General features: G+C 62.8%; 16 protein-coding genes, 1 tRNA gene and 1 pseudogene. 8 read left to right on the top strand and 10 right to left on the bottom strand.

What is annotated here, in order from left to right; all coding sequences use genetic code 11:
• Positions 1-17 precede the first annotated feature (17 nt).
• Positions 18-2,333, top strand: coding sequence for a hypothetical protein (locus tag ACILSO_RS05495; protein ID WP_395736368.1), 2,316 nt, complete (start codon positions 18-20; stop codon positions 2,331-2,333).
• Positions 2,330-3,331 carry a C13 family peptidase gene (locus ACILSO_RS05490; protein ID WP_395736367.1) on the top strand — a complete coding sequence of 334 codons (1,002 nt, stop codon included), beginning with the start codon at positions 2,330-2,332 and terminating at the stop codon, positions 3,329-3,331. The genes ACILSO_RS05495 and ACILSO_RS05490 overlap by 4 nt, the downstream gene beginning before the upstream one ends.
• A 65-nt stretch (positions 3,332-3,396) precedes the next feature.
• On the opposite strand, the gene ACILSO_RS05485 is transcribed toward ACILSO_RS05490, so the two are convergent.
• From ACILSO_RS05485 to ACILSO_RS05475, 3 genes and pseudogenes are all read right to left on the bottom strand, one after another.
• Positions 3,397-4,002 (bottom strand): SOUL family heme-binding protein, encoded by a 606-nt coding sequence (locus tag ACILSO_RS05485; protein WP_395736366.1) that lies wholly within the window; start codon positions 4,000-4,002, stop codon positions 3,397-3,399.
• A 121-nt stretch (positions 4,003-4,123) separates the two neighbouring features.
• A pseudogene (locus ACILSO_RS05480) lies at positions 4,124-4,357 on the bottom strand (sigma factor); the annotation flags it as partial.
• Between the two features lie 308 nt (positions 4,358-4,665).
• Positions 4,666-5,514, bottom strand: coding sequence for an aminotransferase class IV (locus ACILSO_RS05475; protein ID WP_395736365.1), 849 nt, complete (start codon positions 5,512-5,514; stop codon positions 4,666-4,668).
• A gap of 96 nt (positions 5,515-5,610) precedes the next feature.
• Here ACILSO_RS05475 and ACILSO_RS05470 point away from each other — a divergent pair.
• The 5 genes from ACILSO_RS05470 (at position 5,611) to ACILSO_RS05450 (ending at position 9,283) form a co-directional block, all read left to right on the top strand.
• Positions 5,611-5,685: transfer RNA gene (locus ACILSO_RS05470), tRNA-Gly, on the top strand.
• Between the two features lie 36 nt (positions 5,686-5,721).
• Entirely contained in the window at positions 5,722-6,573 is an 852-nt protein-coding gene (locus ACILSO_RS05465) for a 50S ribosomal protein L11 methyltransferase (protein ID WP_395736364.1), read from the top strand.
• Between the two features lie 221 nt (positions 6,574-6,794).
• Entirely contained in the window at positions 6,795-7,769 is a 975-nt protein-coding gene (locus ACILSO_RS05460) for an MBL fold metallo-hydrolase (protein ID WP_395736363.1), read from the top strand.
• A 34-nt stretch (positions 7,770-7,803) separates the two neighbouring features.
• Positions 7,804-8,340: a dihydrofolate reductase gene (locus ACILSO_RS05455; RefSeq protein ID WP_395736362.1), complete on the top strand. Its 537-nt coding sequence runs from the start codon at positions 7,804-7,806 to the stop codon at positions 8,338-8,340.
• Positions 8,341-8,389: 49 nt separating this feature from the next.
• On the top strand, positions 8,390-9,283 hold the full coding sequence (locus tag ACILSO_RS05450; RefSeq protein WP_395736361.1) for a hypothetical protein: 894 nt from the start codon (positions 8,390-8,392) through the stop codon (positions 9,281-9,283).
• A gap of 338 nt (positions 9,284-9,621) precedes the next feature.
• On the opposite strand, the gene ACILSO_RS05445 is transcribed toward ACILSO_RS05450, so the two are convergent.
• The 6 genes from ACILSO_RS05445 to ACILSO_RS05420 all read right to left on the bottom strand — a co-directional run bounded on the left by ACILSO_RS05445 (position 9,622) and on the right by ACILSO_RS05420 (position 16,799).
• Positions 9,622-10,989 (bottom strand): DUF1501 domain-containing protein, encoded by a 1,368-nt coding sequence (locus ACILSO_RS05445; protein ID WP_395736360.1) that lies wholly within the window; start codon positions 10,987-10,989, stop codon positions 9,622-9,624.
• A gap of 1,310 nt (positions 10,990-12,299) precedes the next feature.
• A complete protein-coding gene (locus ACILSO_RS05440; protein ID WP_395736359.1) occupies positions 12,300-12,932 on the bottom strand; it encodes a histidine phosphatase family protein in 633 nt (210 codons plus the stop codon).
• A 179-nt stretch (positions 12,933-13,111) separates the two neighbouring features.
• Entirely contained in the window at positions 13,112-13,852 is a 741-nt protein-coding gene (locus tag ACILSO_RS05435) for a hypothetical protein (protein WP_395736358.1), read from the bottom strand.
• Positions 13,853-13,979: 127 nt separating this feature from the next.
• Positions 13,980-14,732 carry a hypothetical protein gene (locus ACILSO_RS05430; RefSeq protein WP_395736357.1) on the bottom strand — a complete coding sequence of 251 codons (753 nt, stop codon included), beginning with the start codon at positions 14,730-14,732 and terminating at the stop codon, positions 13,980-13,982.
• Between the two features lie 49 nt (positions 14,733-14,781).
• Positions 14,782-15,045, bottom strand: coding sequence for a hypothetical protein (locus tag ACILSO_RS05425; RefSeq protein WP_395736356.1), 264 nt, complete (start codon positions 15,043-15,045; stop codon positions 14,782-14,784).
• A 326-nt stretch (positions 15,046-15,371) separates the two neighbouring features.
• Positions 15,372-16,799 (bottom strand): hypothetical protein, encoded by a 1,428-nt coding sequence (locus tag ACILSO_RS05420; protein WP_395736355.1) that lies wholly within the window; start codon positions 16,797-16,799, stop codon positions 15,372-15,374.
• Between the two features lie 155 nt (positions 16,800-16,954).
• On the opposite strand from ACILSO_RS05420, the gene ACILSO_RS05415 reads away from it, so the two are divergent.
• Positions 16,955-18,580: a sialidase family protein gene (locus ACILSO_RS05415; protein ID WP_395736354.1), complete on the top strand. Its 1,626-nt coding sequence runs from the start codon at positions 16,955-16,957 to the stop codon at positions 18,578-18,580.
• Positions 18,581-18,955: 375 nt separating this feature from the next.
• Here ACILSO_RS05415 and ACILSO_RS05410 read toward each other — a convergent pair whose 3' ends face one another.
• Positions 18,956-20,908, bottom strand: a complete 1,953-nt coding sequence (locus tag ACILSO_RS05410; protein ID WP_395736353.1) for a DUF1549 and DUF1553 domain-containing protein — start codon at positions 20,906-20,908, stop codon at positions 18,956-18,958.
• Positions 20,909-20,981: the final 73 nt, after the last annotated feature.

Genomic DNA, 20,981 nt, shown 5'->3' with positions numbered 1-20,981 from the left:
ACGTTTACTGGCAGCCCATGCCCCGCATTCTCTGGCAACACACGGACATCACCTGGCTCGCCGCCCTGGTGGTCGCTGTTGTCCTCGGGCTTCTCTGGATGGGATACCGCCGCTCCCAGCTGCGGGGCTGGCGCAAACTCGCGGCGATGACCTGCAAGCTCGCGGCTCTGGCCCTGCTGGCGCTGTGCCTGCTGGATCCGCTGTGGACGAAGCAGCAGCCGAAGAAAGGTGAAAATGAAATCGTGGTGCTGGTGGACACCAGCGCCTCCTTGGAAACGGCGGAGAAAGCAGGCGAACCCACACGCGCCACACAAGTCTCCGCAGCATTGAACTCTGGCGACCAGGACGCAGCGTGGATCCGGACGCTGGGAGATGACTTCCGCCTGCGCCTCATGACGGCGGGCGCGCAGACGCAGAGCGTGCCGCATTTTCGCACGCTAAAGTTTGACGGCACGCGCTCGGACCTGTGCCGCACGCTGATGACGCTGCGCAGCGGCGGCACCAACCTCGCTGCGGTGGTGCTGGTGAGCGATGGCAATGCGACCGATGCCGCGACATGGAAGGCCGAGGCGAAGGGCGCGCCGATTTTCACCGTGCTGGCCGGCAAGAACACCCCTACCCCGGATCTCGCGATCCTCGACTCCACGGTGGCGACGAGTCCGTTTGAAGATGCGCCCATCACCATCACCTCCCGTGTCTCGGCGCATGGGCTGAACGGCAAGCAGGCCACGCTTTCCGCGCTGGATGAGCAGGGCAAGGCGATCGTGACGGAGAAGGTCACCTTCAATGGCGACTCGCCGCAGACGGTGCGCCTGCGCATCCCGGTGGCCAAGCCGGGGGTGTCTTTTCACAAACTGGAACTCAAGACCGAAGGGGTGCAGGAAGCCACGCTGGCCAACAATTCGCGCCTGCTGGCTGCGGATCGCGGAGCGGGTCCTTATCGCGTGCTCTATCTGGCGGGCAGACCGAACTGGGAGTACAAATTTCTGCGCCGTGCGATCGCGAGCGATGACGACATCCAGATGCCGAGCCTGGTGCGCATCGCCAAACGGGAGCCGAAATTTGAATGGCGCGGGCATGCCGGTGAGAGCGCGAATCCGCTCTTCCGCGGCTTTGGCGCGAAGGAGGGCGAGGAAGCGCAGCGCTATGACCAGCCGGTGCTGATCCGTCTGGGCACGCGCGATGCCAAGGAACTGAGCGATGGATTTCCAAAAGCCGCGGAAGATTTGTTCAGCGAGTATCGCGCGATCATCATTGATGACCTTGAGGCCTCTTTCTTCACGCAGGAGCAGATGCACCTGATCCAGCGCTTCGTGAGCGAGCGTGGCGGCGCGCTGCTGATGCTGGGCGGGCAGGAGTGCTATCAGGCGGGCGGGTATGACCACACGCCCATCGGCAGCATGCTTCCTGTCTATCTTGACCGCACGACCACGACGGGGCCAATGCTGGATGCGCGCTTTAATTTAACACGCGAGGGCTGGCTGGAGTCCTGGATGCGGCTGCGCACGGACCGCGCGGAAGATGAGAAGCGGCTCGCGGCGATGCCTGCCTTTTATTCCATCAATCAAACGTTCTCGATCAAACCGGGCGCAAGCATTCTGGCCACGGTTTCGGATGGCACGCAGACCACCGTGCCGGCCATCGTCTCGCAACGCTTTGGCGAAGGGCGCGTGGGCAGCGTGATGGTGGCGGACCTGTGGCGCTGGGGCATGCACGATGAGGATGCGCGCAAGGACATGGAGCGCTCCTGGAGGCAGCTCATGCGCTGGCTGGTGGTGGACGTGGCGGACAGCATCACCTTCAGTGCGGAGACGGACGTGGCAGACCGCGAGCGTGTGAAGCTGTCTGTGCGCGTGCGGGATCGTGCGTTCAAGGCCCATGGCGATGCGCTGGTGAAGGTGGAGGTGACGCAGCCGGATGGGAAGAAGTCGCAGCTTTTCGCGGAGCCGAGCCTGAAAGAGGCGGGGCTGTTTGAGACGGAGTTCTTCTCGGCCAATCCCGGAAACTATCGCGCCGTGGCAAGTGTGGAGGACATGGAGAAGCATGCGCCGCTGGGCAGCAAGATCGCCGGATGGACCTACGGCCCGCAGGCGGAGGAGTTCAGCCGCCTCGCGCCGGACAAGGCCTTCATGCAACGCATCGCCACCGAGACCGGCGGGCAGATGCTGGCGCTGGAGGAGATTGGGAAACTGCCGGAGTTGCTGAAGAACATCCGAGTGCCGGTGGAAGTGACGCTTTCGACCCCGCTGTGGCATACGCCGTGGATTTTCCTGGCGCTGCTGCTGCTGCTGGGCGCGGAGTGGTTTTTGAGAAGGAAGGGAGGCCTGGCATGAGAAAGAAAGTAGTTCAGAGCTTTAGCTCGTTCTGGAGCGGCATTCGCTTCGCCACCCCTTGTCTGAACGAGCTAAAGCTCTGGACTACTTTGGGCTTCGCGCTGCTCGCTCCCCTGCTCCACGCCGCGCCGCGGGAGATGGATGTGGTGCTGGTGGTGGGTGCTGCGGGCACGGAGGAGTACGGGAAGAAATTTCAGACGCAGGTGGAGGCGTGGAAGAAGGCATGCACGAAGGGTGCGGTGCCGATGGAGGTCATTGCCGGGAATGAAACGACAGCCAAGCTGGAGCAACGACTCGCTGCGGCGAAGCCCGAGCGCTCGCTGTGGCTGGTGCTCATCGGCCACGGCACCTTTGACGGACGCGAGGCAATGTTCAGCGCGGAGGGGCCTGACTTCGATGCCAAGCAGCTCGCAGCGTGGATCAAACCGCTGAAGCAGGAGGTGGCGGTCATTCACACGGCCTCCTCCAGCGGCGGCTTTTTGAAGGCGCTCTCGGGCAAGAAACGCGTCATCATCACTTCCACCAAAAGCCCCGATGAGGTGTTCTATGCACGCTTTGGCGAATACTTCGCTGTAGCCATCGGCGGAAAAGACGAGGCGGATCTGGACCAGGACAAGCAGGTGTCCCTGCTGGAGGCCTTTCGCCATGCCAGCAAAGCCACTGCGACCTTCTATGAGAACGAGGGCCGTCTGGCGACTGAGCACGCCTTGATCGAGGACAACGGCGATGGTGTGGGCACTCGCAGCGAAGTCTTCGGCGCAGAACCTTCTGCCACCGCCGGCATGTCCGTGGATGGCGAGCGCGCCGCGCAGATGGTACTGGTGCTGAGCGAGGAAGAGCAAAAACTCACCGATGCCCAACGCAGCACACGCGACGCCCTGGAGAGCGAGCTGAAGAAACTGAAGGAGCAGCGGGCCAAGATGAATGAAGACGAGTACTACACCAAGCTGGAGACGCTGATGCGAAAGCTGGGCGAGGTGTATGAGACGAAGTCCTAGCACGCAGAGCCATTCGCTGCCGCAAATTCCTGCCGAGCCAATCCGTGGCGCTCAGTCTGGCTCCATCACGGCTTCAGCGGCAGCATGACCTCATTCAGCCGCTGCGCTGGCAGGGTGAAAGGACCGTCATACACGGCATACACGGGTTCCTCCACCCAGGCGAGCTTTCGCGCCTGCAGCCAGGCACGCAGCTGCTCCAGTGCCTGAGCACGACCCGCGCCCTCCGGGCGGCCACTGTAGGAGCACACGGCCATCTGGCGGGCGGGCAGCGTGGTAATCTCCACGGCGGTGTCTCCCGCGCGCGGCGCCTCCTTCTGGTGACTCTGCGGCAGGACAAAGCTCATGGTTCTCTTTTCCATGAGCACCGGCGTGGTCATGGAAATCTTTTCCCCCTTCTCATTCGCGCCGCCAATGTAGCGAAACAGCCGCATGAAGCTTCCGCCATCCTCCGCGCCGCTCGTGCGTGCGATCTTCAGCGCTGGATACTCACGGATGGAAAGCCGCCCCTCCGCCGCCACCGTGCGGTAAGGGGTTGTGGGGTAGTTTTTGCGCGAGGACGAGGCGCAGGACTGGCAGCAGACCACCACGCCCGCCAGCAGCAGCAGCGCCGAGCTGGATGCGATTGGGCGGCGGCGCAGGGCGTGCAGGGCGGAAAAGAAAAAGCGTTTCATGGATGGCGCGGGGACGGGGGGTGACCTCACCCCTATCAACGACTCCCCACGGCGTGCGGATTCTCCTTTTAGACTCGGTTCCTGCATTGTCATCAAACACCAGCCGGTCACGCCTGCGGTCGCGGATCCAGGCCAGGGCCTTGAACCGCGCCACACCAAAGGCCCAGGGGCGGAAAGCAGTCGCGTCGTGCAGCTCTTCAAACCGCTGCCACAGCACTACGGCCACCTCCTGCATCACCTCGCGTGCATCATCACGCAAAGGCACCAGGGTACGCACAAAGCCGAGCAGGGCCTCTTCATGCGCCACGTAAAGGCGCAGGAACTGGCTGTGGCGGTCAGCTTCAGGAGAGGTCATCCCCTGAACATTCTGCGAGGCACGTCATTTGCCGAAAAATGTTTTCAGTGGGCTTCGCGAAGCACGAAGCGACTTTTGGAGTGCGGTCGCGAAGTGAAGAATGAACGGAGCTACCGCTTTCGCCGTGGCGGACGGTGAGCGCTCATCCGCAGAGACGCGAAGGCGGGAGCAGGTGGACGCTCTTCCCGCACTCGGCTTACGCGAGCCACGAGACACTCGAAAGCGGTAGCTGCGGTCGTGCCTCCCTCCGCGACCGCACTCCAAATTGATTTCGCGAAGCACGCAGAGCGCTCGCTTCTCATCACAGCTCACGGATCATCCCGCCCTGCCACGAAATCCCGGAACGCCTGGGCGACGCGCTGGGTGACGGGGCCCGCCACTCCGGGCATGGGGCGTTGATCGATCTTTGCCAGCGGATGAACATCGCGGGTGCTGGAGGTTAGGAAGGCTTCTTCACAGGTTTTCAGCAGTGCGATGGGAATGGAGACCTCTTCGACCACGATGCCTGCAGCGGCGCAGGCTTCGAGGACCAGCCCGCGAGTCACCCCCGCGAGGCAGCCGGAGCTGAGCGGCGGCGTCTGCACACGACCGCCGGTCACGATGAAGATGTTGGTGCCGGTGCCTTCGCAGAGTTCATCCTGGGTATTGGCAAAGATGGCCTCCCCTGCCCCTTCGGCGTGGGCCAGGGCCAGAGCACGGACGTTTCCTGCATAAGATGTGGACTTGATGCCTGCGAGGGCGCAGCGCTCGTTGCGCGTCCAGGGCACCGTCAGGATGGTCTCGGTAGGCGGCCAGGGCTTGAGCGGTGTGGCGGCAACGGTCATGGTGGGGGGGGAGTCGCCGCGATCCGAGCCGAGCGGGCCATCGCCACTGGTGAGGGTGACGCGGACGCGGGCATCGGCGAGTCCATTGGCCTCCATGGTGGCGAGCATGGCGCTCAGGAAAGTGTCATACTCCGGCGGAGTGATGTTCATGGCTCTGCATGAGTCCACCAGCCGCCGCCAGTGCCGGGTGGGAGTGAAGGGCCTGCCACCGCGTGCCACGAGTGTTTCAAACACACCATCACCTACCAGAAAGCCGTGATCGAAAGGCGAGACGCGGGCCTCGGCGGTGTGAGTGATGTGGCCGTTGATCCAGATATGCGTGGGAAGATTCACGGACTCAGCATGGCGTGAATAAAAACATTCTCAACTTATGCACTTTATGCTTGCACGATCTTCATCATGCGCCACACTCTCCATCCCAACGCAAAAGCGGGTGTAGCTCAGTGGTAGAGCACTTCCTTGCCAAGGAAGATGTCGCGCGTTCGAATCGCGTCACCCGCTCCATCTCTCACAGAGAGATGGATTCCCCAAAAAGACTTCATGTTTGTCTGGTCAAAACTCTCAGCTTCACGTTCGGCTGATCTCTGGGAAGAACGTTTCGCGGAAAACAAAGACGGCACTCTCGTCATCAACAGTTTCCCAGGCCGCAAAATGGTCTGCCTGGAATTTTACAGCGAGACGCAGGCGCCGGTAAAAGCGGTGCAGAAAATATATGGCGGCAAGGTAAAGCACCTGAAAACACAGAACTGGGCCGCCCATGCCTCGCAGACCCCTCCCCCGGTCAAGGTGCGGGACACCTTTGTGATCTGTGCCGCCAAAACGGACGCGGAGATCGAGAAAGCACGCGCGAAGTTTCCCGGGCGCGAAATCATCGCCGTGCCGGCAGACATGGCCTTTGGCACCGGACACCATGCGACCACGGCCACCGTGCTGCGCCTGCTGGTGGATGCCGCTGAAGAACGGCAGGCCGCCGGGAAAAAATGGAGCATGGCCGATCTCGGCTGTGGCAGCGGCATCCTCGCCATCGCTGCAGACAAACTGGGCGCGACGCGTGTGTGGGGCTGCGATTACGACCCCGCCGCGGTGAAAATCTCCAAAGAGAACGCAGAGCGCAACGAAACTCCCAAAGTGCGCTTCACGAAAGTGGACGTGCTCAAGTGGGAGCCGAAGCAGCAGTGGGACATCGTGGCCGCAAACATCTTCTTTGATGTGCTGGAGGCCGCCTTTCCGCAACTGGTGCGCTCCGTGGCTCCTGGCGGCGTGCTCATGCTCTCCGGCATTCTCAAGTCCCAGGCCAAAGCCTGCCTGGCTGCGGGCAAACGCGCCGGCTTCGTGGTGGAAAAAGTGGTGACCAAAGGCAAGTGGGTGACCGCGATGGGAACGGTGAAGTAGGGCCGTCTGCGGGATTGCAGACGCCTGTGGGAAGAGGGCGGTCGAGAAGGCAGGCGCGCGTTTGGAGACACTCACGATCGGGCTTTGCCCTATCTTACCCTTTGAGCCTCAGCCTTCTCCCGTCCCCGGCATCAGCCCCCTCACCTATTTTTGTTAGACACTTAATTCTTGAGTTTGGAGGCGCTGCTCGTTTATTATTCACAAGCGTTTAGCAGCCCCTCATGCTCTTCGATCCCGCTTCCCCATCCAGCGGGGCTGGTAAAGCCAGTCCGCCGAAAAAGCGTGGCCTGCTCAATAAGGCCCAAACCGAAGGAAACCGCATTGGCCTGCTGCCAACGGAAGGCTGGCGAAAGCGTAACTTCCAGTTTCTCAATGAAGTGCTCATTCCCACCCTGCTCTCTCCGCGCAGGCCGAAGCAGGACTTCGGGCTTCTGCCCGTGGCCAAGAGCAGCGAGATCGCGGTGACCTGGCTCGGACATGCGGGTTTCTTTGCGCAGGTAGGCGGGGTAAACATCGCCATCGATCCCAACTGGGCGCTCTGGCACGGCCCGGTGAAGCGGGTGCGCCACCCGAGCGTCTGGGCAAACGACCTGCCTCCCATCGATCTCGTGCTGGTGACGCACGCGCACTACGATCACCTGCACCTGCCGAGCCTGCGCAAGCTGGCGGCGGCGCAGCCGATCATCGTGCCGGAAGGTGTGGGCCGCGTGGTGCGGCACTGTGGCTTTGGGCACATTGTGGAATTGAAAACCTGGCAGAGCGCCACCTTTCAGGACCTGCGCATCACCCTCACGCCGGCGCGGCACTGGGGAGCGCGAAACATTCACGACACACACCGGCAGTTTGGCGGTTATTTGATCAAATCTCCCGAGCGCTGCCTCTTCCACTGCGGTGACAGCGCGATGTTTGACGGCTTCCAGGAAATTGGCAAGCGGGCCAGCATTGATCTGGCGCTCATGCCCATCGGCGCCTATGACGCCCCCAGCGGTCGTCAGGTGCACATGAATCCGGAGGAGGCTCTGGACGCCTTTGAAATGATGGGGGCGCAGTCCATGATCCCCATGCACCACGATACTTTCCCGCTCGGCGGCGAACCGCTGCATGAACCGGCCGAGCGCCTGATGAAGGCCGCCCGGGAGCGCGGCCTGGAGAACCGCGTGCGCCTTCTTTGCGAGGGAGAATCCGCCATTTATTGACCCCGTTCGGTCACGCTCTCCCCTCTCCTTTCCTGTGAGTTCCCGCCCTGTCGTGACCCTGATCGCCGTCGTCTCTGCGGACGGCCTTATCTCCCGCGGGCAGGGGGTGGCGTGGGACCTGCCGCGAGACAAAGAGCACTTCCGCCGCGCCACCCGCGGGAAGTGGCTGCTGCTGGGCCGCCGCACCTACGAAGAGATGCTCGGCTGGTTTGAGGACCGGCACCCTCTGGTGCTGACGCGAGATTCAGGCTACACCCCGAAAGTGGGCGAAAAAGTGGCGGGCGTGCAGGAGGCCCTGGCACGCGCAGCTGCGGCAGGTGCCCGGGAACTCGCTGTCTGCGGGGGCAGCGCCGCCTTCGATGCGGCCATGCCCTGGGCGGACCGGCTGATCCTGACCCACGTGGAGGATTCCCTGGGAAATGGAGTCCCCTTCCCGACCGTGGCCCCCGAGGAGTGGCAGATAACCTCTCAGCAGCACTTCCCGCCCGATGCCGTGAACGCCCTTGGGATGACTTTTGCCACCTATGAGCGCCGCCAACCGTCCCAAAATGCGGCAGAATCGACATTCTAGTAATTTCAAGATGAGCAAAATCACCTTTGGGTGTATCTAAGACCCGCAGATGACTTCTCTACTACAGTTTAAGACCGGTTCCGCTGCCGCACTGCTGGCAACAGCGCTGCTGGGCGTCGGCTGCGCCAGCCTGAACACCACCGGCACCGCCAGCAAATCCGCCTCCGCAGACAAAGACAAGGACAAGGCAGCCTCCGGCATCAAGGAGGTTTCCATGACCAAGTCTCCCACGGATCTGAGCTTCCTGCTGAGCATGAGCTTCACGGAGGCCAAGAGCATTTCCACGCAGCAGCTGGAGTTTCCGCCCTATCTGAAGATCGCCGCAGATTCGATCCAGGTCTTCAAGTACTCGGCCGATGGCAAGCCGCTGAAAGCGCGTGCGCGTGGCAAGGTCTTTTTGGAAATGGACTTCAGCGAGCCTGCCAAGGCGCTCTGCCAGGAGGCATTCATCACCCAGGATGAGATCATCCTGCGTGGCAGCCCCATCCTGCAGCGCGGCGGCAGTATGGTGGAAGGCCTGGATGACAGCACCATCTTCTACATGTTTGGCACCTCCCTGCGTGTGATCGGTCTGCACAAGGTGAACAATCAAAACGAAATCGCGTCCCTGATGCCGACCCTCGGCACCTGGGCCTCAGGACCCAATCCGCTGCTGCCACCGCTCACCGAGAGCGCCGTGCCCACCAGCATCCGCGACTCCATGCAGCGTGCCGCCGAGGCGGAGATGATGCACCAGAAGACGCGTGAGCTCTACGGCCCCGCCGATGCTCCGCCGCCTCCTGCCGTCACGCCTGCCAAGCCCGAAAAGGAAGCCGAAAAGCCCAAGCCAGCCCCCCAGCCCTCTTCCAAAACGAAGAAGAGCCCGATCGTGGAAATCCGCCGCGCCGTGCCAAACAAGAAATCGTTCTGGAGCCGCTTCCGTGCGGACAAAAGCAAGGCGTGAGGGATTAAGCTGGAACTACGCGTCAGCGTCTTGGAACCGAAGCGCAGCGAAGGTAGACAGCCGCAGGCTGCCCCAAAGGGGTGAGCGTAAGCGAATCAATGCGGTGACATAGATGCACGGCGCAAGCCTGCATCGACGGCACCGCTTTAGCGGGGTTTACTCCATTCCTCGGAACTCAGCGCCCCGTCCGGCCTGCGAAAGCGGCGTCGCGCCGAGGCTTGCCGCACGCATTGATTCGCTGCGCTCACCCTTCGGGCAGCCTGCGGCTGTCTATCTCCGCTGCGCTCCGGTTCCAAGACGCTTCGCGTTCGCGTGGGAACGGGTGCTTTCGACGCTACTCACCCCACAATCGCCTGCGGCACGCGACCGTGCACATCCGTCAGGCGGTAGTCGCGGCCCGCATAGCGATAGGTCAGGCGTTCGTGATCCATGCCCAGCAGATGCAGAATGGTCGCGTGGATGTCGTGCACGTGCATCTTGTCCACAGCGGCCTTGAAGCCAAACTCATCGCTCTGCCCATACGCCTGCCCGCCGCGTGCGCCGCCGCCGGCGAAGAACATGCAGAAGCCGTGCGGATTGTGGTCGCGGCCGTTGCCGTTTTCACTCACCGGGGTGCGGCCAAACTCACCGCCCCAGATGATGAGGGTGTCCTCCAGCATGCCGCGCTGTTTGAGATCTCCGATCAGCGCTGCGATGGGGCGGTCGATGTCCGCCGCGAGCTTGCGCGTCTGCTCGTCGTGCTTGGAATGCGTGTCCCAGGGCTGGCCGTTGCCGTAGTAGAGCTGCACGTAGCGCACACCGCGCTCCACCAGACGGCGGGCCATGAGGCAGCCATTGGAGAAATGGCTCTTGCCATACAGCTCGCGCACCTTCTCCGGCTCCAGATTCACATCAAACGCATCCGTGGCGGCGGACTGCATGCGGTAGGCCGTTTCCATGGCCTGAATGCGGCCGTTCAAAGCGACATCTGCACCTCCGCGTGCGGCCAGGTGCTCGGCATTCAGCGCCTGCATGAGGTCGAGCTGCTTGCGCTGATCCGCGCGCGCCAGCTTCTCATTCGTCAGCCACGGGATCATCTGCTTCGGATCCAGATTGGAGTGATTGATGTACACGCCCTGATGCTGCGCGGGGAGGAAGGCGCTGGTCCACAGAACGGAGAAGCGCACCGGTTTGCCGGGGCAGAGCACCACAAAGGAGGGCAGGTTCGCGTTCTCATTGCCCAGGCCGTAGCTGAGCCACGAGCCCATGCTCGGCACGCGCTCGGTCATGGTACCGTTGTTGATGAGCAGCAAGGCGGGGCCGTGATTGGGATTGTCCGTGTGACATGAGCGCAGCACGCACAGGTCATCGGCATGCTGGGAGAGATTTGGCAGCAGCTCGCTGATCTCCAGCCCGCTCTGGCCGTGCTTGGAATACTTGTACGGAGAGGCCAGCAGGCCGCCTGTGGGGCGCTCCGTGCGCAGGTCAGCACCGGCGGGCTTTTGGCCGGCGTATTTGAGCAGGCCCGGCTTCGGATCGAAGAAATCCGCGCCAAAGGGGCCGCCGTTCATGAAGAGCTGGATCACCCGCTTGGCCTTCGGCACAAAGTTCGTGCGCGGTGCCAGAACCGACGCTCCCTGCAGCGTGGATGCCAGCCCCAGCGCGCCAAAGCCGCCCCCCATGCGGGAGAGGAGTTCACGACGCGAGAGTGCGGAGAGATCAGGCATGCAAAACAGTACGCAGGCCGCAGGCCAACGCTTGCGCGCCATTGCATCCAAGTTCTGATTCAGGGCCTTGTTCCCCACAGCAGCCGGGGGGACTGGCCTTCATGCGCGCATGCAGCCCAAAACCGAGGGGCAGATACAAGGCAAAGACAGGCCGGGTAAGGTTCGCGCGTTCCCAAAGTGCCACAAATGCAACAAATACGTCGGGTGGGGGTACGCACACGCTGGCACCCAGCCAACGAAACTGCGGAAACTTCAACAAATTCGGCGGGTATGGGTACACGCACACGGGCACCCAGCCGACGAAACTTCAACATATTCGGCGGGACCTTGTATTCGCGACGGTCACCAAGCAGTGGGCCAGCCAGCGGTGGGATTTCTCAGAATGCCATGCTAAAAGCGTCACACGGGCTTTCATGCCCGGTGGCAGGCCAGAGATATGAGGAACAAGCATGCCAGTGCCAGAAACCTGACCTTCCTTGTATCTTTGGCCCTCATTCCAAGCCGAATTCGAAACCTGTTTTTGATACCGCCATCGGGTAAAACAAGCTCAGGTCTTGCTGCGCAGAGCGTCCGCTATGGCCAACGAGCGAATCTGGGTGATCGCGCAGCGTTGAGGGATCGGGAAGATGCTCTCCTCCATGGCACACGCACTACGAAGCTCTGGAAGAGTGGGACCCTCTTGGTCCCAGGACACTCCGCAAAGCCCAGCGCTCTGCTACCTACGCGCAGTGGCAAACTCATGCCGTAGGTCGGTCGTGTTTGGCGTCGAAAGCATGCCATGGAGCATCCCTTCCTCCGCCAAACCGCCCGACTTCCAGGACATTCGTACGCCAGGGTGTTCGCAATGCGCTCGCAGACGGGCGGGCTTGCGCCACGACCGTCCTACGTCCATGCCAGCGCCGAATCCCCCCACCATCTCCCATGGAGTGGAGCACGCTTTCGCTTCGGACTCCTCCAGGATGGTATTTCATGGCATTCATGTCCTTTGAAGAGCCTTTTGGATTCATGGCATGCTTTATCCTGGCAACCCGGTCTGCAAAGGTGGCCATCACTGGCGGATGATCCGAGACCAAGGTGCTACGCATTGTTGTACACCATACCCGCCGAATTTGTTGAAGTTTCTGAAGATGGTTTGGCTCGGCTGCAGCCCGCGCGTATCCCCTACCGACGTATTTGTTGCATTTGTTGCACTCTGGAACGCGCGAGCCTTTCCCGGCCTGCCCACGCGTCGTGTACGCCTTGGCGAGGAAACGGTGGAAGTCTGGAGGTGCAGGAGTCCGATGGCGCCCTGGCCTGCCACTCCGCCCCCATCACTTGATCTCAAACGGCGTCAGCATGAAGAGAGGAGCGTCGCCCTCGCATTCAAAAGGATAGACCATCACGTTCGGCACCACGCAGCGGAGGTGGAAGCTGAAGAAGTCGCGCATGTAGTCTGCCGTCACCGGAGCGTCCGGATTCAGCTGCCGCCACAGGATCGACTTGATGACGTAGGCATGGCAGAAGACGGCGATGCGCTCCTCGGCGCGCTGACGCAGCGTCTCCACCGCATCATCGATCCGCGCGCAGAAATCGCGAAAACTCTCCGCGCCCTCGCCATCGCAGTAATCCGGATCGCAGCGCTCCCAGTATTGACGGGCAGGCTCGCGGCGCAGCGTCTCCGTGGTGCCCACGTAGCGCGCCGGGGCGAGAAAGGTCAGCTCATGCACCGGCAGCTCGATCACCGGCACCTGCGGATGAATTTTGCGCAGCGGCTCCGCCGTGAATCCCGTGCGTGAATAGCGCGAGACCACCATGAGGTCCGGCTCCGTGCGCCACTGCACCGCCAGCGCCTCCGCTTGCGCGAGCCCCTTCTCACTGAGACCGATGGCATGCGGCGTGTCCGTGGCAAAGCCCGCATTGCTGAGGCTTTCGGCATGACGGATGAACCAGATCGTTTTCTTCATAAGGGGCGTCTGCCATAGGCGCAGGGATGCGCGATGGCAAATGCGGTTGCGTTTAGTTTGGAAAAGCGCGCCACGGGTCGTCGCACTTCCTGTCACAACAACGAAGCCACCCGCCTGCGGAAAGCGGCAGCAACGCTCCTACCTCGCCACGCGACCGCACTCCAAAGAACGGCCACGCCTCACCTCCGCTCCGCATTCATCATCTCCGCTTTCGCCTCCGCTTCCCTCTCCTCGATCCTCCCCCGCTCTTGCAGGGCAAAACCCAGCGGCATCACCACCGCGAACGCACAGCCGAACATCCAGATGCAGGTGCCCACCCAGAACTTCACCGGCTCCCGACTGCGAAAGGTCGGGCCCCTGTTGTCATTCAGGCAGCCCGTGCGCAGCGTCTGCTCCAGATGTCTCCCTACCAGAAAACACCAGAGCGGCCCAAACACCATGAAAAGGCTGAAAGTATGAATCACAGCCCCAGCCGCCGCCGACGCCACCGACAGCCCAAACAGCCCCCAAAACCACGGCGACCGAGACTGCATCTGGCTCGCCGGCACCGCACGCCTCTTACCCGCCCTGGGCTTGGGCTTCTTCTGGACGCGCACGATCGTCCACCCCAGCGGCCCGCCGCCCCGGATCTCTCCGCAGGCCGGGCACTCCATCGTCAGTTCTTCCGAGCCATCGACCTGCGCCTGACCCGGCCTTGCGCAGAACGGACACATCAGCGCCAGCTGCCCCCGCTTCAGCTTGATTCCCAGCACCAGCCCCACCAGCACATAACCCACCGTCAGAAACACCAACATCACCTCCACCGGCGTCAGCACCCAGCCGGACTGCCCTGGAGAGAGCAGCATGTTCAAAAACCACCCCACCCCCAGCACCCACGGCGCCGCGCGAATGGCGTAGAAACAAAATCGATAGCTCAGCATCACTTCAAGTGAGCCTGCCCCCGCCCCTTGGCAATGACAGTCTGGAGCAGGAATTGGAAGCAGTGGGGCTGTGGGCAAATGCGAGTGATGACAGGCGGAAAATGATTCGCACTAGCTGCGTCGGCATTCACCGTTCTGGGGGTGCGTGGGGTCCCACCTCATCCTGGGCTTTGATCAACTCCCAGTAGCGGCACCGGAGAGTCCCCGCTTCGGTGATTCCGCAGCAGTTCCAATGATTGACATTGTTGATCCCAAGGCCGCACTTTCTAGGAGTACCTCCCGCCACCACACTGCGGCAGGCCCAGCACCCTCCTTTTCCGAACACGCCGGTGTGCTGAAAAAATCCGCCCAGGCGCATGACGGCCAGTGCCAGGATCTTTTGCTCTTGATAGTCTCGGTTATCACGCGAGACCGTCACCCCACGCGTGCCCGCGGCAGTGATGAGTTCCTGAGCCTCAGGAAGCTTTGCGGTCACCCGGAGTTCCGCGGCTACCAAGGCAGCAGGAGTTGCGGCTTCTCCCGGGCCCTTCTTCGCCTCCGCCTCATCAAACAGGTGCAGAGGCCAGGACTGCGAGAGCGGAGAACAATGCGTGTACCACAGCACCGCGCGCGCGTGGCGTTCGCCCTTTTCAAACCTGGGATGCGCCGTAAAACCCACGGCACCCGGAACCTTGGCCGCAAACTTCGCCACGTCATCGAGGGTATGCGCCTGATCGAATCCTTCCATCGTGCTCAGATCCACCATCTCATCGAGCCCGCCGTTGGTTCCGTGCTTGGCCGGAAAGTATCGGAGAGGTTTTTCCTGGTTCGTTTCCTCGCCCATGGAGGCCGCGAAAGCCAATGCGCAGACGATCACCATGAGCACCGTGTATCTGTTCATAAAGGCAAGAAGGTGGGTGCTGCGAGCATGCAGCGGTCTTTTCATCAACTCAGCAGTCACTGCCGGACTTAGCCCGTTTCTTGAAAAACGTCACATAAAGATTCAGTCCCGCCAGGAGCAGCAGTGGTGACGCCCCCAGCCAGGCGACGTCTGGCATGGATTTGATGAAGTGCGCAATCGTAGGATCATCCAGGCGAATGTCGGGCGCAACCCAGCGCATCATCACATAGACCACGGCGGCAAGGCTGGCGCTCACCCACCAGGGAATGCCATGAACGAGCATGGAGAGGAAAGATTCTTTGCGGCGAGCCATGGGTGTGACTCTTCACGATGCGCCGCGGAGTGTCATGCGACTTTCGGTCTCATGGCGGCATGCGCGCACGCAGCAAATATGGAGTGCGGTCGCGCAGGGAGGAACGACCGAAGCTACCGCTTTCGCCGTGACGGACGGTGAAAATCAATCCGCAAGCACTGCAAAGGCGGGAGCCTATGGACAATCTTCCTCACGAGGCCTCCACGAGCCACGAGACGCTCGAAAGCGGTAGCTGCACTCGTTCCTCGTTCCGCGACCGCACTCCAAATGAGCGCTGTGCAACGATGAATGATTTGGGAGGTTCCAGAACGAGCTAAAGCTCTCGACTACTTTTTCGCCTCCGCCTTCAGCGCTGCTTTATCCGCCTGGATGGCGGCGAGGGCGGCGGCCTGACGGGCTTTCTGTTTGGCTTCGTATTCGGCCAGGGTTTTGGCGCGGGCTTCGGCGCGGCGGGCTTTGGCTTCTTCTTCGGCCTGGGTGAATTTGGCGCGTTCGGCATCTTGAGCGGCCTTCACGGCGGCGGCTTCGGCGGCGCGTTTTTCCTTCTCTTCGCGGATGGCGTCCTTCTCGGCCTGCTGCTTGGCTTTCAACTCGGCAGCGGCGGCGCGGAGGGCTTCTTTTTCGGCTTCGGCCTGGGCCTTGATGGCGGCTTTGGCGGCCTCGGCCTCCTCTTTGGCGAGGCGTGCGGCTTCCTTGGCAGCTTCTTTGGCGGCCTCGGCTTGGGCTTTGGCAGCGGCCTTCTCGGCATCGGCCTGCTCCTTGGCGATGCGAGCGGCCTCTTTGGCGGCAGCTTTCTCAGCGGCCTCCTGTTCTTTGGCAAGTCGGGCGGCTTCCTTGGCTTCGGCGGCGGCGGCTTTCTCAGCCTCCTTCTGGGCGAGAAGCGCGGCCTTAGCCTCGGCGGCGGCGAGCATGGCGGCCAGGCGCTCGGCTTCGGCCTTCTCCTTGGCGGCAGCCTTCTCGGCGGCGGCCTGCTCTTTAGCGAGACGTTCAGCTTCCTTCGCGGCGGCTTTCTCGGCATCGGCCTGCTCTTTGGCGAGACGGGCGGCTTCCTTGGCCTCCGCAGCGGCGATGCGTGCGGCCTCCTTCTCGGCGTCGGCCTGAGCCTTGGCAGCGGCTTTCTCAGCAGCGGCCTGCTCTTTGGCGAGGCGCTCGGCTTCCTTGGCTTCGGCGGCGGCGGCTTTCTCGGCTTCCTTCTGGGCCAGCGCCTTGGCTTTGGCCTCAGCAGCGGCTAGCATGGCGGCCATGCGCTCGGCCTGCGCTTTTTCCTTGGCGGCGATCTTCTCGGCGGCTTCCTGCTCTTTGGCGAGTCGGGCGGCCTCTTTCTCGGCCAGAGCGCGGGCTTTGGCCTCTTCCTTTTCGGCGAGTTCCTTGGCCTTCACGGCGGCGGCGGCGGCGCGCATGGCCTCCAGCTCCAGCAGGGCCTGCGCTTTGGCAGCAGCGGCTGCTTCTTCCTTGGCGATGCGGGCGGCCTCCTTGGCCTCCAGCGCGGCGATGCGCGCGGCTTCTTTTTCGGCGAGCGCCTGAGCCTTGGCGGCCTCCTTGGCAGCGAGATCGGCGGACACCCTGGCCTCGATGGCGGCGGTGAGCTGCACGCTGTAGTCGAGCAGCTGCTGCCCCAGTTCCGTGGCGGTGGTGGTCAGCGCGGGCGCGGCCTCATCGAGCACGCGGGGCTGGATTTCAAGCGCCTGGAGTTTCTGCGCGGTATCAGCAAGAAGTGCGAGGAATTTGGGATCGAGCTTGGTGGTCGTGGTCATTGCGATAGGTCGGAAAAAGGGGCGGGCAGGATGGCCTCAGATGGGCGGGTGTAAAGGCGGGAATATTTGTGAAATTTAAAGATCTAAGGTTCGGCCCTGATCCTGCACATCGTGGCCCCACTTGACCACCCAATCACTCCTGCCGACATCTCCCCATGCACCGTTCCCTGTCCCTGCTCTTCATTGTGATGCTCGCAACCACCCTCAACAGTGCCACGCCCGACAAGGTCGCGGAACGAACCAAGACGGACTCTATTATGCTGCTAGCCTCCACGCTCAGCAGTTTCAAGACGGAAGACGCGCCGCTTTTTCTGAATGCCAGCCAGCTTTCCATCGCCACGGGCAAGCCCTCGCTGGTGCTGATGTCCAGCGGCTCCACGCACATCCCGGTGTGGTCGCTTTCCGGCGGCACGGACGGACAGTCCGTGTGCGGCGTGGTGACCGGCCTGCCGCGCGACTGCGGTGGCGTGCGCGTGGAGATCACCGTGACCAGCACGGAAGCGGAAACAGGCCCCGCTTTTGAAGATGTGTACCGCGTGCACCTTTCCCAGATGGAGGAGGGCGCGCCCTTCACCACCCGCCACCTGCAGGGCGATCCCGTGCGCACCGTGCTGCCTGCCGGGCCACTGCATTCGAGAAACATCGTGCTCAATGCCTACTACAAAGTGCTGCCCGATGCGCCCCTGTGCCTGCGCATTCAGCGCGAGCCCGCGGACCCTGCCGACACCTTCACGCGCCCGATGGGCCTGGCTGCGGTGAAAGTGACGCCCCTCAAAGCCCCCGCCGCACCGCTGCTGGTGCAGGAGGCCAAGGGCTACAACTCATGGCCCATGCTGCAGGCCCTGAGCGACAAGCTGGTGTGCGTGTACAGCCGCGGCTCCGGCCACACCATTCATGAAGACTCCCGCGCCACCTACGCGCGCACGTCCACCGACCGCGGCAAGACCTGGACCGACGAAACGCTGGTCTCCAACTCCCCCGGCTACGGCGATGTGCCCGTGGGCAAAGGCCTGGATTCCACCGGCGCGATGCTGCTCTGGGTGCGCCGCGTGGGCAAGGAGTGGCACCAGGATCTCTACCGCAGCACGGACGGCGTGAAGTTCACGCTGCTCACCACGCCCCAGCTCGACCCGCGCCCCGTGCAGATTACGGATGTCTTCCCCGTGCCCACAGTTGGCCTCATGGCGCTGTGGTTTGCCGGAAACTACGGCGATGAAGGCCCCGTACACTCCTGGGGAACGCTGACGAGCACGGACGATGGCAAGACCTGGACGCAAACGACCATCGAGAACGGCCTGACGAAAGCGCAGTGGCCCACCGAGCCCTCCGCCGTGTATCTCGGTGAGGGCAAACTCCTCGCCATCGGCCGCACCGAAGCGGGAGAGTCCACCACCCTGCGTTCTCAGTTTCAGATGACCTCCACCGATTACGGCAAGACCTGGAAGCGCGAGCAGACCAACATCAGCAACGTCGTCATCTCCACCCCCAGCCTTATCCTCGATGCCAAGACCGGCCTCATCAGCAACTACTACTACCAGCGCGGCAAAGCCGGCATCCTCTGGCGACGAGTGGTGAAGCCGGAGGCCGTCTTCACCCACCCGCTGCAATGGCCCGCACCCGAAGCCGTGGCCGCCGGCAGCGACAGCACGATTGATGCAGGCAATGTGAACGCCACGGTGATCGGGGACACGCATTACCTTTCCTTTTATTCCGGGAAGGCCCCGGATACAGCGGTGGTGGTGAGTGTGCTGGAGGCGCCGAAGGACGGGGAGAGGGAGTAGGAGCCAGCTTCCCCATGAAGGAGAGAGCCGGGCTCCGATGCAGCCGCTGCACCCGCTGCAAGCACTGAGCTCCGGCGCCGCCGGTCAGCACTCGCGCGTTCTACTCGCTCTCGCGGAGGGCTGAGGACAGCCCTCCCTACCTTCGCGCTGGGCGCTCGAAAACCCAGCGCAGGTAGGGCGGCTTGTCCTCAAGCCGCCGGGTTTGGCGGGTGGAAAATACCCAGATAGGGCATCGGTCTCCGCGTGCTGCAAACGTTGCACTGCTGGGCTCGCTGGTCTCAGCTGCCGCCGGTCATCACTTGCTCCTTTTTCTCGCCCTCGCGGAGGGCTGAGGACAGCCCTCCCTACCTTCGCGCTGGGCGGGTGAAGCCACCCTCAATCCACAAACAGCATCTCGTTCCCCGCCAGCAGGGCCTGGGCGTATTGCGCCCATACAGCGGGGTCTTTCTCTCTCCCGCTGACAAATGCCTGCGCCACTTCGCTTTCTCGCGCGCTCGGCGCACGGCCAAACAAACGCGCATAGACGTCCTCCACGCGATGCTCCATGGCCCACTTCCCGAGCACGGCGGACTGCTGCTGCATGAAGGGGGAATTGAGCGCAAACAAGCCCTGCAGCGGGGTGATGGTCTCGGTGCGCCAGGGATTGTGCGCGCCGGGATCGGGCACATCGTGGATGCGGAGCATCGGGTCCATGTCCTGGCGGTCGGCGGCACCGTAAAGGGAGCGGCGCACGTTGGCGGGAGCGCTGATGGAGGAGGCGGGGCCGCCGAGCTTGAGATCGATCTGCCCCGTGGCGCTGAGGATCGCATCGCGCCAGGATTCCCAGTCGAGCCGACGGCGAAGCATGCGGGCGTAGAACTTGTTTTCGGGATCGCGCTGCTCGGAGGCGGCGGCCACGCTGCTTTGCTGCCAGGTGGCGGAGTTCAGGATTTCGCGGTGCAGCCACTTGAGGGACCAGCCGTGCTCCATGAAGCGACCCGTGAGGTCATCGAGCAGTTCCGGGTGCGTGGGGGCTTCGCCGAGGTTGCCGAATTCGCTCGGCGTATCGACCAAGCCGCGGCCGAAATGGTGCTTCCACACGCGATTGACGATGACGCGCGCGGTCAATGGTGCGGCATCTTCGGTGATGGCCTGCGCCAGCTCCAGACGGCCGCTGCCGGTGGTGAATTTGCGCGGCAGGCCGGTCTTGCTGGGAAACATGGAGAGGAAGCGGCGCGGCACGGTCTCGCCGAGGTCGTTCGGATTGCCGCGCTTCATGAGTTCAAGGTCGCGCGCCATGCCCATCTTGTAGTCGAGCTTGGTGCCGTGCTCTTTTTCCTTGTTCACCACGTAGAGGGCGGCCTCCTCCACGGCGTTGGCCATGGGCATGTTGAAGTGCGGCGTGCTCTTCAGCGTGGCGATCTTGGCTTCGCAGTCCTGCATCTGCCTGGCCAGGTCGGCGGGCTTCTTTTTCTTGAGGTCAGCGATCTGCTTTTCCAGCGCGGCCACATCGGCGCGCGCCTTGGCCACGGGCTTCCAGAGCTCGTCCTTCATGGTGGGCACCTCGGAGATCTTCACGGAGGCGAAAACGCCCGCGAGCGCGTAATAGTCCTGCGCGGTGATGGGGTCGGACTTGTGATCGTGGCAGCGGGCGCAGGCGAGCGTGAGGCCGAGGAAGGTGCGGCCGATGGCATCCACGTGCTCCTCCCATTCGTCTGCGACGGTCGTCTTGATGATCTCGGGCGGGAGTTGCAGCTCTTTGAAATACGTGGGGCTCAGGCCGATGAAGCCCAGCGCCACGCGATCCTGCGGGCCGCACTCGGGCAGGAAATCGGTGGCAAGCTGGCGCAGCACAAAGCGGTTGTAGGGCATGTCCTCATTCAGCGCCTGCACCACCCAGTCGCGGTAGAGGTAGGAGTACTTGGTGGAGTCCAGCCAGTTCGGCGTCTCATCGGCATAACGGGCGAGATCGAGCCAGTGGCGCGCCCAGCGCTCGCCGTAGTGCGGGCTGCGCAGGGTTTCATCCATCGCGCGGCTCCAGTTTGCCGCAGTCCCCTGCTCTGCCGGGGGCAGGCCGGTAAGGTCAAAGGAGAGCCGACGCTGCAGCACGCGTGAGTCCGCACGCGGCGCGGGCTTCAGCCCCGCGGCCTCCATCTTGGCGAGAATGTAGTAGTCGATGCGCGTCTGCGGCCAGGCCTTGTCCTTCACCTGCGGCAGCGGGCCGCGCTTCAGCGGCGCGAAGGACCACGGCACCGGCTTGGGTCCCTCATCCTTTTTGCCCAAGGCAACGCCCGCCGCAGCGAGCAGCAGCAGGGCCAGGCAGAGGGAACTGGGGGCGGAAAGGCGCATGGGCAGAGTACAGCGCGTGAAGCACAGAGCTTTCCAGAAAAGAGTCCTTATGGAACCTATTCCGGCCTGTGCA

Origin of the sequence: Prosthecobacter sp., assembly GCF_044226605.1 — a bacterium.
Lineage (GTDB): Bacteria > Verrucomicrobiota > Verrucomicrobiia > Verrucomicrobiales > Verrucomicrobiaceae > Prosthecobacter.
The sequence above is the reverse complement of the archived record's forward strand: the minus strand, read 5'-3'. Positions and strand labels throughout refer to the sequence as shown.

Excerpts from the sequence above, each read along its gene's own strand:
- ACILSO_RS05415 (WP_395736354.1), top strand. The coding sequence starts at position 16,955 with ATGCACCGTTCCCTGTCCCTGCTCTTCATTGTGATGCTCGCAACCACC.
- ACILSO_RS05435 (WP_395736358.1), bottom strand. The coding sequence starts at position 13,852 with ATGCTGAGCTATCGATTTTGTTTCTACGCCATTCGCGCGGCGCCGTGG.
- ACILSO_RS05425 (WP_395736356.1), bottom strand. The coding sequence starts at position 15,045 with ATGGCTCGCCGCAAAGAATCTTTCCTCTCCATGCTCGTTCATGGCATT.
- ACILSO_RS05440 (WP_395736359.1), bottom strand. The coding sequence starts at position 12,932 with ATGAAGAAAACGATCTGGTTCATCCGTCATGCCGAAAGCCTCAGCAAT.
- ACILSO_RS05495 (WP_395736368.1), top strand. The coding sequence starts at position 18 with ATGCCCCGCATTCTCTGGCAACACACGGACATCACCTGGCTCGCCGCC.
- ACILSO_RS05485 (WP_395736366.1), bottom strand. The coding sequence starts at position 4,002 with ATGAAACGCTTTTTCTTTTCCGCCCTGCACGCCCTGCGCCGCCGCCCA.
- ACILSO_RS05410 (WP_395736353.1), bottom strand. The coding sequence starts at position 20,908 with ATGCGCCTTTCCGCCCCCAGTTCCCTCTGCCTGGCCCTGCTGCTGCTC.
- ACILSO_RS05460 (WP_395736363.1), top strand. The coding sequence starts at position 6,795 with ATGCTCTTCGATCCCGCTTCCCCATCCAGCGGGGCTGGTAAAGCCAGT.
- ACILSO_RS05445 (WP_395736360.1), bottom strand. The coding sequence starts at position 10,989 with ATGCCTGATCTCTCCGCACTCTCGCGTCGTGAACTCCTCTCCCGCATG.
- ACILSO_RS05465 (WP_395736364.1), top strand. The coding sequence starts at position 5,722 with ATGTTTGTCTGGTCAAAACTCTCAGCTTCACGTTCGGCTGATCTCTGG.
- ACILSO_RS05430 (WP_395736357.1), bottom strand. The coding sequence starts at position 14,732 with ATGAACAGATACACGGTGCTCATGGTGATCGTCTGCGCATTGGCTTTC.
- ACILSO_RS05420 (WP_395736355.1), bottom strand. The coding sequence starts at position 16,799 with ATGACCACGACCACCAAGCTCGATCCCAAATTCCTCGCACTTCTTGCT.
- ACILSO_RS05490 (WP_395736367.1), top strand. The coding sequence starts at position 2,330 with ATGAGAAAGAAAGTAGTTCAGAGCTTTAGCTCGTTCTGGAGCGGCATT.
- ACILSO_RS05450 (WP_395736361.1), top strand. The coding sequence starts at position 8,390 with ATGACTTCTCTACTACAGTTTAAGACCGGTTCCGCTGCCGCACTGCTG.